16 protein-coding genes are annotated in these 14536 nt (G+C 56.2%); 4 read left to right on the top strand and 12 right to left on the bottom strand.

The features are described 5' to 3' along the window. Positions 1-228 precede the first annotated feature (228 nt). The 3 genes from IQ254_RS04070 to IQ254_RS04060 all read left to right on the top strand — a co-directional run bounded on the left by IQ254_RS04070 (position 229) and on the right by IQ254_RS04060 (position 3113). The gene (locus tag IQ254_RS04070; protein ID WP_193964662.1) at positions 229-1413 is read left to right on the top strand and encodes a DegT/DnrJ/EryC1/StrS aminotransferase family protein; all 1185 of its coding nucleotides are present in this window, start codon (positions 229-231) and stop codon (positions 1411-1413) included. A 62-nt stretch (positions 1414-1475) separates the two neighbouring features. Beyond that, a complete protein-coding gene (gene crtB / locus IQ254_RS04065; RefSeq protein WP_193964660.1) occupies positions 1476-2357 on the top strand; it encodes a cyanoexosortase B in 882 nt (293 codons plus the stop codon). 30 nt (positions 2358-2387) lie between these two features. Then, entirely contained in the window at positions 2388-3113 is a 726-nt protein-coding gene (locus IQ254_RS04060; RefSeq protein ID WP_193964658.1) for a cyanoexosortase B system-associated protein, read from the top strand. A gap of 84 nt (positions 3114-3197) precedes the next feature. Here IQ254_RS04060 and IQ254_RS04055 read toward each other — a convergent pair whose 3' ends face one another. The 9 genes from IQ254_RS04055 to IQ254_RS04015 all read right to left on the bottom strand — a co-directional run bounded on the left by IQ254_RS04055 (position 3198) and on the right by IQ254_RS04015 (position 10179). Further along, complete coding sequence (locus IQ254_RS04055; RefSeq protein WP_193964656.1) at positions 3198-3674, bottom strand: hypothetical protein; 477 nt, start codon at positions 3672-3674, stop codon at positions 3198-3200. Between the two features lie 155 nt (positions 3675-3829). Further along, positions 3830-4459: a sigma-70 family RNA polymerase sigma factor gene (locus IQ254_RS04050; RefSeq protein WP_193964654.1), complete on the bottom strand. Its 630-nt coding sequence runs from the start codon at positions 4457-4459 to the stop codon at positions 3830-3832. After that, positions 4446-4832, bottom strand: coding sequence for a hypothetical protein (locus IQ254_RS04045; RefSeq protein WP_193964652.1), 387 nt, complete (start codon positions 4830-4832; stop codon positions 4446-4448). The genes IQ254_RS04050 and IQ254_RS04045 overlap by 14 nt, the downstream gene beginning before the upstream one ends. A 143-nt stretch (positions 4833-4975) precedes the next feature. Further along, the gene (locus IQ254_RS04040; protein WP_193964651.1) at positions 4976-5200 is read right to left on the bottom strand and encodes an NfeD family protein; all 225 of its coding nucleotides are present in this window, start codon (positions 5198-5200) and stop codon (positions 4976-4978) included. Positions 5201-5330: 130 nt separating this feature from the next. Then, a complete protein-coding gene (locus tag IQ254_RS04035) occupies positions 5331-5486 on the bottom strand; it encodes a hypothetical protein (RefSeq protein WP_193964649.1) in 156 nt (51 codons plus the stop codon). Between the two features lie 74 nt (positions 5487-5560). Further along, entirely contained in the window at positions 5561-6811 is a 1251-nt protein-coding gene (locus IQ254_RS04030) for a SpoIID/LytB domain-containing protein (RefSeq protein ID WP_228040116.1), read from the bottom strand. A gap of 222 nt (positions 6812-7033) precedes the next feature. Next, positions 7034-8809 carry a glycosyltransferase gene (locus tag IQ254_RS04025; protein WP_193964647.1) on the bottom strand — a complete coding sequence of 592 codons (1776 nt, stop codon included), beginning with the start codon at positions 8807-8809 and terminating at the stop codon, positions 7034-7036. Between the two features lie 177 nt (positions 8810-8986). Continuing rightward, positions 8987-9658: a hypothetical protein gene (locus IQ254_RS04020; protein WP_193964645.1), complete on the bottom strand. Its 672-nt coding sequence runs from the start codon at positions 9656-9658 to the stop codon at positions 8987-8989. A 131-nt stretch (positions 9659-9789) separates the two neighbouring features. Beyond that, on the bottom strand, positions 9790-10179 hold the full coding sequence (locus IQ254_RS04015; RefSeq protein WP_193964643.1) for a nuclear transport factor 2 family protein: 390 nt from the start codon (positions 10177-10179) through the stop codon (positions 9790-9792). A gap of 105 nt (positions 10180-10284) precedes the next feature. On the opposite strand from IQ254_RS04015, the gene IQ254_RS04010 reads away from it, so the two are divergent. Beyond that, a complete protein-coding gene (locus tag IQ254_RS04010) occupies positions 10285-11217 on the top strand; it encodes an ABC transporter ATP-binding protein (RefSeq protein WP_193964641.1) in 933 nt (310 codons plus the stop codon). Positions 11218-11245: 28 nt separating this feature from the next. On the opposite strand, the gene IQ254_RS04005 is transcribed toward IQ254_RS04010, so the two are convergent. From IQ254_RS04005 to IQ254_RS03995, 3 genes are all read right to left on the bottom strand, one after another. Next, a complete protein-coding gene (locus IQ254_RS04005; RefSeq protein WP_228040114.1) occupies positions 11246-12430 on the bottom strand; it encodes an MFS transporter in 1185 nt (394 codons plus the stop codon). Positions 12431-12463: 33 nt separating this feature from the next. Next, positions 12464-13759, bottom strand: a complete 1296-nt coding sequence (locus tag IQ254_RS04000) for a lipid-A-disaccharide synthase (protein ID WP_193964639.1) — start codon at positions 13757-13759, stop codon at positions 12464-12466. Between the two features lie 560 nt (positions 13760-14319). Continuing rightward, positions 14320-14526, bottom strand: a complete 207-nt coding sequence (locus IQ254_RS03995; RefSeq protein WP_193964637.1) for a hypothetical protein — start codon at positions 14524-14526, stop codon at positions 14320-14322. Between the last annotated feature and the right edge of the window lie 10 nt (positions 14527-14536).

Below are 14536 nucleotides of genomic sequence, written 5' to 3'. Positions count from 1 at the left end.
GTGCCAGCCTGGCGTCAGGATGCTGATGGTGGGAACTGGTGCCAGGCTTGACCTAGTTTATCGCCTGGGCGAGGTTCCAGATACGATCAGACTGTATTTGGGCGCTGAACTGAGCCCATAGCTTTACCGTAGCGAGCGCTCTCCTCCGTACTTACCCCCAGTTACAGGCTGTGTGCAACCGGGCAATCTGAGCATGAACAGCCTCAGCCCACACTTACCCTGTTAAGTATGTCTATTTCCTCTCTGCAGACTATTCCCTTTGTAGATTTGACCTGGCAACATGCGCCTCTTGAAGAGGCCATTGGCAGAGTAATTAGCGCTGTCATCACCCAGGGTGATTTTGTGCTGGGCCAAGCCTTGAGAGACTTTGAAGCCAATTTTGCGGCCGCCTGCGGCACCTCGTTTGGGGTCGGCGTAGGCTGCGGCACCGATGCGATCGCCCTGGGGCTGGTCGCCTGCGGTATTGCCCCAGGCGACGAGGTGATTTTACCCGCCAATACCTTTGTGGCCACCCTGATCGGGGTGCTGCGCACCGGGGCTACCCCGGTATTAGTGGACTGCGATCGCGCTACCGCCCTGATCGATCTGACCGCCGCCAAGCGAGCCATTACCCCTCGCACCCGCGCGATTGTGCCGGTGCACCTCTACGGCCAACTGGTGTCGCCCCAGGGGCTGATCGACTTAGCCGATCGCCACCAGCTAATTATTTTCGAAGATGCCGCCCAGGCCCACCTGGCTGAGCGCGAGGGTTATACCGCAGGCTCTATTGGTCTCGGTGCGGCCTTTAGTTTTTACCCCAGCAAAAATCTGGGTGCCCTGGGTGACGGCGGTATGTTTGTCACGCGCAATGCAGTGGTAGCCAACACAGCGCGATCGCTGCGTAACTACGGGGCGGCCAGTAAGTACTGCCACACCGAGCCCCAGGGCACTAACAGCCGCCTAGACACCTTGCAAGCCGCTGTTCTCAATGTCAAGCTGCCCCATCTATCCCTTTGGAATCAGACGCGTTACGCCCTGGCTGAGCACTATGATCGCAGACTGGCTCCCCTGGCCGAACACGGCATTATCCCCATCCAAAACGAGGCTGGCCCTGGCCATATCTACCACCTCTACGTGGTTCGCATCACCGAAACCTGCCCCAGCAGCCGCGCCAATATCCAGGCTCAACTTACTGCTGCTGGGGTACAAACCGGCGTTCACTACCCCATTCCCTGCCACCTACAGCCGGCCTTTCGCGCCCTCGGCCATGGCCTCGGCAGTTTGCCCCAAGCCGAGGCCCTCAGCCAGGAAATTCTCTCGCTGCCCATGTATCCGGGGATGACGCTGGAACAGGCCGATTATGTCGTAGACGCTATGGTAGAAGCAATCATGGCCAGACCACCCGTCCGCCGATTGCAAGGCGTAAACAGTTAATCCGGGGCAAGGGCGAAGTCACGTTACCCCACCTCCTTACCCTCCCACCTCCTTACCCTCCCATGCCTTCTCGCCGCCATCTCTCTACAACCTGGGTCATCGCCGCGCTGCTAGCGATTCTCTACGGGCCGCTGCTAGTGCACTGGGTCGATGGCTGGCTGCACAAATCTATCAGCATTCAGCACGAGTACTTTAGTCACGGGCTGTTGGGTCTGCCCTTCGCGGCCTACATAGCCTGGGACAAGCGACAACCATGGCACTCGCTACCCGATCGCTGTCATCCCCTGGGGCTGGGGTTGGTAGGGTTGGCCTGTTTGATGTACCTCACCCGCCTACCCGACTGGATGAATCTATCGTTGCCCGTAATGCTGGCAGGGCTGTGTCTGAGCCTAAAATCTACAGCAGGGCTAAGGTTGCAGGCGATGCCGCTGATTTTAGTCGCTCTGGCGACGCCAAATCAGCTACCTTACCTGATTGAGCCTTATATTCTGCCACTACAGCAGTTGATTGCCTCGGTCGCCGGGTTTTTGTTGGTTCAGATTGGGGTGCCCGTCACGGTCGAGAGCATTTACCTGTTCGTCAATGGCCAAACGGTGGAGGTGGCGCCCCACTGCGCTGGGCTGAAAATGTTGTTTACCAGCCTCTATGTGGCTCTCATGCTGGTCTATTGGACTGGAGCCTATAGATCGCGGTTGAGAAGCAGTCTCTTTTTGATCGGTACGGTGGCTATTAGCGTAGTGGGCAACATTCTGCGCAATGCTCTGCTGAGCTATTTCCACGGTATGGGGCAAGACGGTGCCTTTGAATGGCTGCATGAAAGCTGGGGTGGCGATCTCTACTCGGCTCTCATGCTGCTCAGCATTATTTTGCTGCTCAGGCTGATTCAAGCCAGAGTACCCGTCAGCTTAACGTTGGCGGTACAGTCGCCATCGTCAATGGTCTAACCCTATTGTTATTTAGCGCGATCGCCTGCCATGATTACCCAGCCCAGCCCTTCTCGCTCTAGCCTGCTCCCCCGCCGCTGGGTCAACCTGCTCCTGGTGGTGGTGCTGACCACGCTAGCCGGCGTCGCCATGTTGCCTGCCTATGTCAACGGTCAATGGCCCTGGGCGCACACCCCCCAGGTGGCGCAACTCGACCAGCTGCGGGCCTTGCAACAAGACGGGTTGGCCCTACCCGGTTGGCAGTTGACCACGGCTGAACCCATCACGGTCAATCGCCAAACCTGGGTCCTGGGTGAATATAGCTCTCTCTCTGCGAACACCCCAGAGCAGCGGTTTGCTCTGCTGCTATATCCCCAGCCCTGGCACAACAACCAGCCCCAGCTCGAATGGCTCGACCTCGCCGGTGCCCAAAACTGGCGAATCGATTCACGCCAGGGGCTCAAGGTCGCTCCAACGGCGAAATCTGGGGCCGTGCAGGCAAGATTCTTTCGGGCCTGGGGCGATCGCCAGAGCTTTGCGGTAGTGCAGTGGTACGCCCTGCCGGGGGGAGGTCATCCCTCGCCGGGGCAATGGTTTTGGGCCGACCAGTGGTCGCAGCTTACCCAGCGAACCCTGACGCCCTGGGTGGCCGTGAGCCTGCTGTTGCCGATGGAGCCGCTCGATGCGATCGCCGATTCCCAACCCTTGGCGATCGAGCTCACCGAATTGATTCAACAGCAGTTGACCACTACCGTGCTGAAGAACACCAAGCCCTAAAAACAAACGCCTGCCCCGGTCGTCAGGGCAGGCTGCTATTGCTCTATATGTCGTCTTGTCCTACATTCCCCATCAGCCAGGGGATCAAGCATCAGGCGAGAAGGCTTCCTGATTAAGGGCGGTATGTTGATGGTACTCATACCCACAGTTTTTGCAGCGCTGCTGTTGAAATTTGACCGGGTCATAGGAGGCTCGCTCATCGTTTAGAACTACGACATACCCCTTGCCCCTGGGGCATTTCAAAAACATGGGCCCATCGGTATCACCGTCTTGAGGCGGTAGGCCAACCTTTTCGGTCAGGTATTCACTCAGATACGCTCGCTTAGAGTCTGTGGGCAGCTCACTCTCGTCGACATCGGTATAGAAGTAGTCAATAAACTCTAGCCATTCCAGCAGTTGTTCATCACTTTCGGCCTGCTGCCAAATTTGGGAGATCTGAGCGATCTGCTGATCGGGGTCCATATCTGGACTCGTCATCAACAGATAATAGCTCCACACCTGTCCTTTTTGTTCTGGATTGAGGTGGGCAAGAAATTGTTGATCCAGAGTCGGATTTTTCATGGTGTTTTACGAACGTTTTACGTTCTTACGATAGTGCTTGATATGACCAAGATATCAGACCATTTCAACATACTGACCGGTGTGTTAGGAAACAACCTATCTACCATGAATTTCGGATGATTTTGAAATAGTCTGATTCGGTTCGACATGATATCTCAAGACTTGGAGCGAGCACCTCCTTCATAGAGGCTGAAGAAGTGCTCTTTAAGACGTTTTAGGGCTCTAGATTCACGCTTTCGTAGCGCTTGTACAGTCGGAGCCTGCTTGTCTTCGCCTTCGGCAATATACTTATAATGCTGACGAATTTGTTCGTAGGTTTTACGCTGCAAAAACTTCATGCGAATGAGCGATTGTTCCTCTCTCGAAAGCTTATTCAGAGCTTTCTCCAGGAATTCTAGCTGCTCAATCAATTCTGACTCAATCAGTGGACTTCTCGAATGTTGCGCTAGCGTCGTCAGCCGTTCTGCTTTACGCTCCTCTTTGATTGTGACGTCAACTTTAGTTCTGAGAATATTCAGACAAACCTGACGTAGCCAAGACTCAGGCTTTCTGATGGGCTGATTGTGCTTGTGAATATATTCAATCCCCCGCTTAATGCCCTCGATAATGACCTCGTCGAGATCAACATGGGGAATGTGCCACTGGCGAACGAAACAAATTAAGAATTTATACAGCGACGTTCCCTTGAACTCATCCGGCATCAATAGATAACTAACTGCTGCAACAAACTCATCGACCAGCTTGTTGTGACCAGACTGCTGTGGGTTCTGGTTAGCGGTAGGCATAGCGTAGTCCTCGCTGCTGGGTGTGGGGCGGGCTAATGGTAGAAAACATGTATCGGTCGAGATTGATCGGGGTGAGAATGGTGGTGCACTCCAAGGAAAACGGCGGGCTGTGCAGTAGCTCGCACAGGGACGGTTGGGGCGCTATCAGGTCAAGTTGAGCTTGAGCTTGACGCTGCATCAGCCGACCTAGGCGATCAGCTATTCGCTGAATACACCGCCTTGTGCTGGCTAAGAAATCTCTAAACCGCTTAGGATCGGAGATTTCGGCGCGCTGGCGAGTAAACCGCAGCGCGCTGGCAATCCAGCCTCTAGACCGCAGACGAGCCGGGATATCCGCAGCATCTGCGCCTGTGGCAATAAAGTGGGCAATCATGGATCTATGTCCTCGATGAACGTGGCAAAAATCGAACCATCTATGGGGGTAGTCGGCGCAGGTGCCAAAGTGTGACTCAGTTCAGCTATTATTTTTTTACGCCCATAGATGGTCGATAGCATCAACGCTCCTAACCATGGGGCCTAGGCGGGTTCAATCAGCAGGGTATTGCCCTGGCGATCGATGGGCCGAATCGCATCTCCTGCCTTAAAGGTGTAATCGACCAGGGCGGCGCGGGCCGTCCAGTAAACGCCGTTGACGCGCACAACCCATTCCAGGCCGGGAGTCACGACCGAATGAATGGTGCCCTCGCCGGGGTAGAGTTTGCTCGCCAAAACAGCGCTCATAGGCTGATTCAAGCTGGGCATGGTTTACCACCTCCTTGTCTTCTCTTATGAGTTAGTGGCGGCGAGAGAGAATGTGTGACAAGTTGTAGTACGTTGCTCTATAAAAATGCCCGTCCATTGGGGCGGGCAGGCAAAGTAATAATTTTCAGTGCTAGCTAAAGGCTGAGAAGTGGCAAATTTTAATCAGCTGCCACTGGGGTCGGTAGCCAGCACCATCGAGGTGAATGCTTGACCAGGCACCAACGATAATCAACAGACCTAGCGCCATGGCACGCATGTAAAAGGCAAAGGCAGACACATAGCCCATAGGGGTTTACTCCTAACGCTTTCAAGCATTAGTCGCGCCCAGCAAGCGAGTGTGACGGTGGCGAAAGGGGCAGCCTACTCGACCACCAGGCGGGAAAGGCTGGTGCCGGGGTAGTAATTACCTAAGATCTGGCTATAGTCGTAACCCTTAGAGGCCAGTTCCATCGCGCCGGTTTGGCTCATGCCGTTGCCGCCGTGGGCCGCCTGCACAATGGCATCGGAAGCCGCATAGAGCGATTCAACGATACCGCCGTCGTAGCTGATAAATTCGCCTGTGGTAGCCGTTACGGCCGCTTGGGTCGTGTTGGTTTCTTTGGCAATGCCTAGGTAAGCCTGGTAGCGCTGGGTATTGTCAAGGTCATAGGCCCGCTGAGCATGGCGCACATGGTGTACCAGAGCATAGGAGCGGGCTGCAACAGCCTGGGCTTTAAGCGCCTCCAGCGGCCAGTTTACATACATTTCGCTGCCGACAACACTGCTGAGGTAGTCGTGCATGAGCACAAAGTTAACCGCCATTAGGCCAGAGCCGTCGGTCAGCAGTAGCACTCGACCTTTGTACCAGCTGTCGCCAACATAGACATAGCCACCTTCACCGGGCTCTAGCCAAACGGTGTCGGAGAGGGTACAGCCACCGCCACCGGCCATACCTGAGCCTCGCGGGCTGAGCACCAGGCTTTTTTGGGCGGGCAAATTGCAGTGGTTTTGGCCACTCAGATCCATCAAGTAACCATCGACAGAGGTGGCGACCTCAAGACTGGCGGCGTTTTTTGCGATCGCGACCCGCATCTCCAAATTGGTATCAATCGTCTTGCCAGGATCAAAAGCACTAGCCGCTGCTCGAGGAGTTGGCGGGGCTGCGGGCTGCGGTACCGATCGACTAGGGCCAGCAGCCACTGCCGGTTGAGCACTAGCAACGGTCGGCTGACCAGCGGCAGCTGCTGTCTTGGTAGCAGCCTCAGGAGCAGCATTGGCGACCTCAGCATCAGCGGGTACGGCGGTCTGTACCAGCACCCTTCGCGCCCGGTATAAATCAACAATTGACTGCCGCACCATGCCCGTGGTCTGCCACAAGTCAGACCCTAGTACCGTGGCCTGATCGGCATTGCGGCCCCAAGGAGACGAGACCTGCACGAGTACCAAGCTGGCAAAGGCCAGACCGCCAAAAGCTTTGAGCCGCGCATTGTTAACCTCTGCGGCCCAGGGCAGCGATCGCGGCGAGCCGATCTTCGACCATCGCAATGTCGGTAGCTTAAGCGGCTTGAGCCGAACAGATTTAAGTCGCACCGGCCTCAGCTTTGGCAGCCGAGCGTGCCAGAGATTTCTCATGGTGGTTTAACCCAATACCCATTCGTCACAGTCAAGAAGCATAGACAGGCACCACTTCTTATTTAAGGATACAAGTTAAAAAATGCTTCAGTTAGGACACATTCGTAACATATATCCAAAGGACTAGGTTACTACAACTAGCCAATTCCCGTACTGGCAGATGATCCCATGCTCTGGAGCCCAGTATGTTGCCAAGCACCGTCTGCCTTGAGATCCACGGCATCAGAAGGTTGTGCATTCATAGTGGCTGTAGTTATGGCTGCCCTTACTCGCCTGGGTCACCTGGGTGCAGCCGTATCCGCTCAGGTCTGAGTCAGTATGGAGAAACCACAAATCGAAGGGCCGGGGCAGCGTTGAGAGCAGGTCAGCCAGCTTTTCCGGAGGAGGAACAACAGGGTTGCTGGGTAAAGACCAAATGAAAAATTGGGGAGGTACCAGCCAGCCGCTCTCTGGGGTGTCTGGGTCGAAATGGCGTTGGATCTCCCAGCCGATACTCAGCAACTCCAGGCCAATTACCGTAGGTTTTGTTTCAATCACAGCTGGAAAGCCGACCAGCGCCGGGTGGATCGACTCAGTCTGGATGGTGCGCACAAAGTCAGCCGGCTCGTAGTACTTGGCGAAGGCTAGATTGCTCACGACAAATAGAGCACTCGCTAGGCCAGCGATCCAGAGCCCCTGTACACTGCGCCATCCCGCGATTTGCCGTTTTGTAACGGGAAGGGTAGCTGTTTGCTGCGGCCCGTTGGGCTCTGGCCAGTAGACGGCTAATAGCCCCCCCAGCAGCACCATAACGCCTGGATAAAAGACAAAGTTATAGCGGTGGCCGCGGGTAATGTCCATGGCCAAGCCATAGCTCACCGCAAAAAATAGGGCGATCGCCGCCAGCACAAACCCACCCATAATGAACAGACCAAACCGACCCGAGGCTGACTGACAAACCAAGCGCCTAGCCTGAAATAGCCGTAACCCTGTCCACAGCAGCAGTGGCAGCATGAGTAACACTGACAGCACAACGGCCCCGATACCGATTACACCCTGGGCGTGGGTAATTGGGGTCATCAGCATAAAGATCAGCCCGGCAAGTGTTTGACCAATAGGATCCAGCCATCGCATCGGCTGGCTTAGGTCAATGGCTAAATTCGAGGCCTGGCTGCTGCCGTAGAAATTGAGTAGCACTGGGAACCAAACTACGCAGCCCGCCAATGTGCCTAGCATGACCCAGTACAGCCGTTGCCATTGGCGTCGCCAGAGATTTTGGAGTTTAGCTCGCCCTTGGTGCCAGGCTAGGGCAGCCAAGACCAGCGCCTGGGCCAGTAGAGCCAGAGCCGTAAAGTAATGGGTCGCAAACGCCAGGGCATTGACCCCCACCCACAACAGCCCAAAAGCTGGTGAAATTGGCGCTGGCAATCCCTCTCCGGCCTCAGCTTGGCGCAAGCTCCAGGCCCCAACCGCAAAACAGGCTAGCCCTAGAGTAACCATCAGAGTGGCCATGCTATAGTGCCGGGCCTCTTGGGCCATAGCCACCCCAAAGGGAGACACCGCCATAAAAGCAGCAGCAAGTTGCCCCGCCAGCACCGAGCGAAACCCCAACCACCCCGCCAGATAAGCGGCGGGTACGGTGACGGCCCCGAGCAGGGCTGGCAAAGCTCGCACCGCCCACGGTGAAGCGAGTCCCTGCACAGGGGGGAAGAGATTCATCCAGAGGTGGGCCAAGACAAAGTAGGCCGGCGGATGGTTGTCTTCCTGCATTAGGTAGTTGATGGTGGAGCCTATGCTTGCCTCTGGGCGCACCCGTAGGGGGGTGAGCAACTGGTCTAACGAAATCACCTGATCGAGGAGCACAGAGTGACTGCTATTGCCCAGGGTAAAGATCGCCGTGGCCACCTCATCCATCCAGAAGGGTTTACTCGTTAAAAATAATAGACGAATGACCAGAGCCAGGCAGAACCACAAGGCTAGCCAGCCAGTCGAAGATGACAGGTACCAAGGTTTGGACAATCGCAAACACTGCCAGACACTTCTAGGGCTGAGAATACTCCCCGGCAACGACCCAGCCGTATCTATCTTAGAACCAGCCGACCCAACCGCGCGGTTGAGCAGTTGATGGCATGGAACATCACAGCATCCTGAATAGCATTAGCTAGGCCCAGTATAGTCAGCTTCCCAAATGCGATCCTAACCTTCAGCGACCGAGTTGAGACCGACAATATCTTCATAGGCGGCGGTGATAATACACATCGACAGTGGAATCGTCACCAATAGACCAATGCCCAGCAGAATAGCGCCGACAACGTTAAGCAAGAACAGCAGTAGCAATAGGCCAAAGAATGAAAACCATTTTTTGGTGATCAGTTTGCGACTGGTTTCCATAGCCTGCCAAAAGTCGGCACTCTTATCGATTACGAGGGGCTGGGCAAACAGATAAGCTACAGCCAAATAAATTCCTGGCAAGATTAGCAGGGCAAAGCCAATAATTGTCAAAATACTTGAAACCAACGCCGTGAGAAAGATGGGCAAAAACTTGCTGAAGCCCTGAAAAAAGTTATTAAAGTCGGTGTCGCGCCCCCGCGCTATCTGGAAGGCAACAAAGTAATAGCCTGCGGTCAAAACCGGAGAGATGATGTTGAAGGCGAGGTTCAAGATGCCTCCACCGGGGGAATCTTCGCCACCTCCAGAACCTATAGGAAAGGGGAGGACAGCAATCACGACCTGGATCAGCACCAGCAACAGGGTGAACAAAATAAAGAGTGGGGCCTTGGCTTTAAAGATCTCCCAGCCACGGCTGAAGTAATCGCCAATCTTAACCTCATAGTCTCGGGCGGTTAAATCAGAACTAAAGCTACTCATCGCCAGTCTCCTAGAGCCACAGAAGGTACCCGTACAATATCGGCTGCGCGTTAAGTGAGTCTAAAGCTGTGGAAAAAATTAACTTTATGTGTCCGCTGCTACGCTTTCTTGCACCAACTTAAGAGACGGGCTCAATCTATCACTGGGCTGCCGTGGTGGTGGGTTACATACCATTGTCCGGCCATGCGTTCAAACCCATTGGTCGCCATCGATCGGGCCTCTAGGCGACGACCACCGCTAATTTGTAGCACATTCTCGATGAGCACCACATAGGCTAGATCGCCACTGGTCTCAACGGTAAGAATATCGATGTCAATTTCGATATAGCTGGTATTTTGAAAAATGCGCTCCCAGGCGTCACGGATGTCAGTCCAGCCCTTGAGGGCGTCGCGACCAGGATGAATGCAGAGACAGCCCATGCCCTTTGACCACACTGCCTCCATCGCCTCCAGGTCTTTTTTCTCAAAAGAGCGGTAGAAAGCCTTATTTGCAGCTAACACCAGTTCGCGATCGCCAGCCATAGGGTCCTCACTGATAAGATACAGGGGCGTTTCCCTGCCTCCCGTCTTGAGCATAGCTAACTCAAGGGGGGGGAACCACCTTCGGCCACAAAGTTGCGCACCCGCATGTTAAAGCTCGAAAATCTCTGTAAGCGCTACGGTTCTAAGTCGGTACTGCAAAATCTTAGCTTAGCCCTCCAGCCGGGAGAAATCTATGGTCTCCTCGGCCCCAATGGTGCTGGCAAGACCACGACCATCAATATCATTTGCGGGTTGCTGAAGGCCGATAGCGGCACGGTAATCATTGGCAACCAGGTCGCCAGCGCGGCGACTAAAGCCTGGGTTGGGGTCATGCCCCAGGGCAATTTGCTCTACGGCAGTCTCACCTGTAGCGACAACCTGTTTTTCTTTGGCCGCCTCTACGGCCTGACTCGCCAAGACTGCCGTCGTCGGGTGGAGGTCTGTCTGGAAGCGGTCAATCTACTCGACCAAAAACATACCCCCGTCGAGCGTCTGAGCGGCGGCATGCAGCGACGTCTGAGCATGGCCGCGTCAATTTTACATCGGCCCAAGCTGGTGATCCTGGATGAGCCCACGACGGGGCTAGACATTGAGGCCCGGCAAGAACTCTGGCAGCTGATTCGCCAGTTTAAGGCGATGGGGGTGACGGTACTGCTGACCTCACACCTGCTGGATGAAGTGGAGCGTTTGTGCCAGCGCATTGGTATTTTGCGGCAGGGCCAGCTGTTGGCAGAAGGCACGCTAGCAGAGCTGCGATCGCAGATTCCCGCCAAGGAGATTGTCACCCTCGAAACCAGCGACCCCCAGGGGGCGATCGCCCGGGGTCAACAGCTCGGCTACACCCACCGTCGCTACGGCGGCGACCTGGCTTTTTGGGTACCCGAGCAGCTCGAACTGAAAGACCTGATCAGCCAGTTCGAGGGCATTCCCCTCGACTCGATCGCTCGACACCCGGTCAGGCTAGAGCATATCTATCTCGAAGTCACTCGACCAACCGAAGCGATCCAAACGCCGATGGCTGATGGTCTAAAACTCTAATATTCAACCTTGGGGCTGACGAGACCGCTCACAGCCGACTAAAGCGCTTGCTGTAGGCCACACACAGCCCGGCTAATAAAAATGCGATCGCAGCGGCCACGGTAATCGCCGCCGGGGTCAACCCCCGATTGCCAAATAACCCCGCTCCCACACTGGCGGCCAGCGCCCCCCCGCTAAAGTAAGTGCCCGTACCCAGCCCGGCCCGCTGGGGGGGCACCATCGCCAGGGCAAAGGGCAGCGTGCCGTTTGACACCAGGCTGAGGGCGGCCCCAAACAGGGCCGCTAGCACCACCCCCATGACTGTACTGGCGATCGCCCCGACTAAAATTGCCAGGCCTGCCAGGGTACCGAGCCCCAGCACCATCGCCCGCCGATTGCCCAGGCGCTGGGCCAACTTTCCTGCCGGAATCGCCGTCAGGGCCAAGGCTACAAACAACGTGCCCAAAACCAGGGGCTGATTGGCCTGGGGCACCTGCTGGGTCAGGGTCGCAGGCAGCGCCATCATCACTAGCCTAAAGCCCAGGCCCACTCCTACGCCAGCGCCAAAGACCAGCCCCAGGCCAGACCAGGGCGTGGAGGCTGAGGCCGTCACCGAGGCCACGTCCCGAGCCTCATCCACAGCCTGCTTGGGCCCCAACCACCGCAACGCCAGGGTTGCCAATACCAGCACTCCAGACCCCAGGCCAAAGGCGACAAACGGCCCCAGACCCAAAATAAATTGCCCCGCCAGCGGCCCCATCGCCCCCGATAGGCCACCCACTAGGGTCAAAATGCTCGCCGCCCGAGGTTGCTGCGTACCAATGGCATAGCGCCCCAGCAGCGACAGTGCCGGGCTGCGAAACACCGCCATCGCCAGGGCCCAGGCTACTAGCAGCAGCGGCAGCCCCCAGCGCAGCAGCGGCCCCTGGCCCCAGATCAACGCTGAAGGCACCACCACAAATAAACCTGCGGCTAGCACAACTCCCAGACTGATAATCGGAAACCGGGTGCCCATCCGGTGCTGCATCTGGTCAGAAAAGGTGCCCATCAGAGGTTCAATCACCATGGCCAGCAGATTTTCTAGCACGAGCAACCCCAACGCTAGCCCCTGGGCAAACCCTAGGGCGGTCAGCAACTGCACCAGGTAGAGGTTATACACCACCCAGAGCAAGGTAATCGCCCCCTGCATCAGGGCCAAGCCCCACACTGGCCCCCAGAAAACAGCGTTGGCCATGGGTGTCCTAGCCATAGATCAATCGCCCCAGATTCAACACCCTGACTGTAGCTCTTCAACTACAATGGCCGCCAGTTTGGCCGCCGCCCCAGCCTCCCCCCGCACCGATCGCAGGTCTTGCCGCATCGTGGCCAAGGTGCTGGGATGCGCTAAATAGTCCACCACCTCGGCTGCCACCGCAGCGGGCTTAAGGGGGCCAATCCGCTCGGGCACCACCTCGCGCTGGGCCCAGATATTGGGCCAGGCAAACAGCTTGCCATCTCTGTAGATTTGCCGTAGCACCAGCCGATTGATGGCTTTGGCTAGGCTATCCCCCACCAGAGGTAGATTAGCCAGCAAACCGGGAATGCCGTCCCAGGCTTTCATCACCTCTAGCTTTTGGGTCGGCAGCAGCACCATCATCGGCACCCCGAGGGAACCCAACTCGGCAGTGTTGGCACCGACGGTGGTGATACAAAACTGCATTTGGCTCATCACATCGTAGGCGGGGTGAACCTGCCATAGCAGTACGTCTATTCCGTTGGGGGTACGCAACCGGGGTAGGGGGGCTGCTGGCTCCATCAATTCTGCCGTAGCGGCCCCTTCAAACAGTTGTATGTCGGGATTTTGGGTCGCATTGGCAAACTGTGCCAACGCCGCCAACGACAGCATGGGCGCCACCGGAATCACAAACTGTGTCTGGGGTCGCAGACGATGCATGGCCTCAGCAACGCCCAGACAAAACGGTAGGCCGACGCTGAGCTTATTCTTTTTGGAGCCAGGCATGAGGCCGATCAGGTCGTGGTTGGGTTTCAGACCCAGGCGATCGCGCACCGTCTGCATCCCCTCGGCATCACTCCGTACATCGGCCATTAGATCGCCAATCACTTGGCATTTCGCCCGATAAGGGGCCGGGGCCGCTTTAACAATCTGGGTGGTCATACAGCCAAATCGATCGATCCAGCGGTGCCAGCGGGCATCCCATTCGGCATAGATCACCGTGCGATAGCCCAGGCGTCTGCCGATGATCACCGGGTAAATCTGGTCACCCCCCAAAAACAGCACCACGCCTTGGGGGTGCCAAGTCCATCGGTCAGCCGTCTGGCCGGTCAACAAAAATGAGAAAAAATGCTCTGGCCCCTGCACCCGATCGACCTCGGGCAGACTGCGGGCCATTTTGGCCTCGCGTCCTGAAGCATTGGCACAGGGCGACAGCACCACTGAAATGCGGGCCTGGGACGAGTCAAGCAAACCGGTCTCTGTCCCTCGCAGGGCTTTGACCACCGGGCGCACCCAGGTTGAAATTTCTCCTGGCCCATTGGAGAGAATCAAAATATCGGTGGAGGCCATAGGCAGCGCCAATCAATACAGATAGTGAGCAACCCTAGGGTGCTGTTCCGTCAGATTACCGCGTTCTCTCTAACTGATGAGCACTGCCCTAAAACAGGGGGCGAGATGGGCTCCCCTGGTGAACACCTGGTGAACACCTGGGCAGAGCCGATGGTTTGAACAGTGTTCAGCCCCGCACTTCACCCACGCGCCGATCGATCGACGATCCGAACTCTCGCCGCTACGTTTTGCAACATGGCGATACGTAACTTAGGCTACAAGTCATTCCTCTCAGGTTTGGGGTTTCTGGCGCGGCAGCTCTCATAGAGGTAGATGGAGCTACCAAATCTCGGCAACTAGAGAATTCTCTGGGAACGATTAAAAGTAACTCAGAGAAAGCCAATGTTCCCCAACAACGCCTTTCTGAGAATGATGATAAGTACCGTTACAATCTGCCCACTTCCCTCAGGATCGTTGTCGGTGCCTGATCCCGGTGCTAACGTCTGAGGCGTGGGTTTGAACGACCTTTCGTTGATGATCTTTCATTGGAGAGAACTACAACTATGCCTCAGACAAACCATTCAGTTGCCTAGGCAGGCTAGGCGATCGCCCCTAGGGTTACCGGCTCCGCGACTGTGCCCATACTCGCTGCCCTCGTTGGGCACAGTCGCGGTTAGTTTGCGCTCAGTCCTCAAGTCGCTCAACCGTTCAGCAGACCGATATTGCCCCTCAGCCTGGATGGCTGGGACTTCACCCCGGTCGGTTTGAGCCCATGCACAGCACTTCATCCCATGGTTG

Origin of the sequence: Nodosilinea sp. LEGE 07088, assembly GCF_015207395.1 — a bacterium.
GTDB lineage: Bacteria > Cyanobacteriota > Cyanobacteriia > Phormidesmidales > Phormidesmidaceae > Nodosilinea.
The sequence above is the reverse complement of the archived record's forward strand: the minus strand, read 5'-3'. Positions and strand labels throughout refer to the sequence as shown.

Excerpts from the sequence above, each read along its gene's own strand:
- IQ254_RS03995 (WP_193964637.1), bottom strand. The coding sequence starts at position 14,526 with ATGAAGTGCTGTGCATGGGCTCAAACCGACCGGGGTGAAGTCCCAGCC.
- IQ254_RS04060 (WP_193964658.1), top strand. The coding sequence starts at position 2,388 with ATGATTACCCAGCCCAGCCCTTCTCGCTCTAGCCTGCTCCCCCGCCGC.
- IQ254_RS04015 (WP_193964643.1), bottom strand. The coding sequence starts at position 10,179 with ATGGCTGGCGATCGCGAACTGGTGTTAGCTGCAAATAAGGCTTTCTAC.
- IQ254_RS04055 (WP_193964656.1), bottom strand. The coding sequence starts at position 3,674 with ATGAAAAATCCGACTCTGGATCAACAATTTCTTGCCCACCTCAATCCA.
- IQ254_RS04020 (WP_193964645.1), bottom strand. The coding sequence starts at position 9,658 with ATGAGTAGCTTTAGTTCTGATTTAACCGCCCGAGACTATGAGGTTAAG.
- IQ254_RS04010 (WP_193964641.1), top strand. The coding sequence starts at position 10,285 with ATGTTAAAGCTCGAAAATCTCTGTAAGCGCTACGGTTCTAAGTCGGTA.
- crtB (WP_193964660.1), top strand. The coding sequence starts at position 1,476 with ATGCCTTCTCGCCGCCATCTCTCTACAACCTGGGTCATCGCCGCGCTG.
- IQ254_RS04050 (WP_193964654.1), bottom strand. The coding sequence starts at position 4,459 with ATGCCTACCGCTAACCAGAACCCACAGCAGTCTGGTCACAACAAGCTG.
- IQ254_RS04005 (WP_228040114.1), bottom strand. The coding sequence starts at position 12,430 with ATGGCCAACGCTGTTTTCTGGGGGCCAGTGTGGGGCTTGGCCCTGATG.
- IQ254_RS04030 (WP_228040116.1), bottom strand. The coding sequence starts at position 6,811 with ATGAGAAATCTCTGGCACGCTCGGCTGCCAAAGCTGAGGCCGGTGCGA.
- IQ254_RS04035 (WP_193964649.1), bottom strand. The coding sequence starts at position 5,486 with ATGGGCTATGTGTCTGCCTTTGCCTTTTACATGCGTGCCATGGCGCTA.
- IQ254_RS04045 (WP_193964652.1), bottom strand. The coding sequence starts at position 4,832 with ATGATTGCCCACTTTATTGCCACAGGCGCAGATGCTGCGGATATCCCG.
- IQ254_RS04070 (WP_193964662.1), top strand. The coding sequence starts at position 229 with ATGTCTATTTCCTCTCTGCAGACTATTCCCTTTGTAGATTTGACCTGG.
- IQ254_RS04000 (WP_193964639.1), bottom strand. The coding sequence starts at position 13,759 with ATGGCCTCCACCGATATTTTGATTCTCTCCAATGGGCCAGGAGAAATT.
- IQ254_RS04040 (WP_193964651.1), bottom strand. The coding sequence starts at position 5,200 with ATGCCCAGCTTGAATCAGCCTATGAGCGCTGTTTTGGCGAGCAAACTC.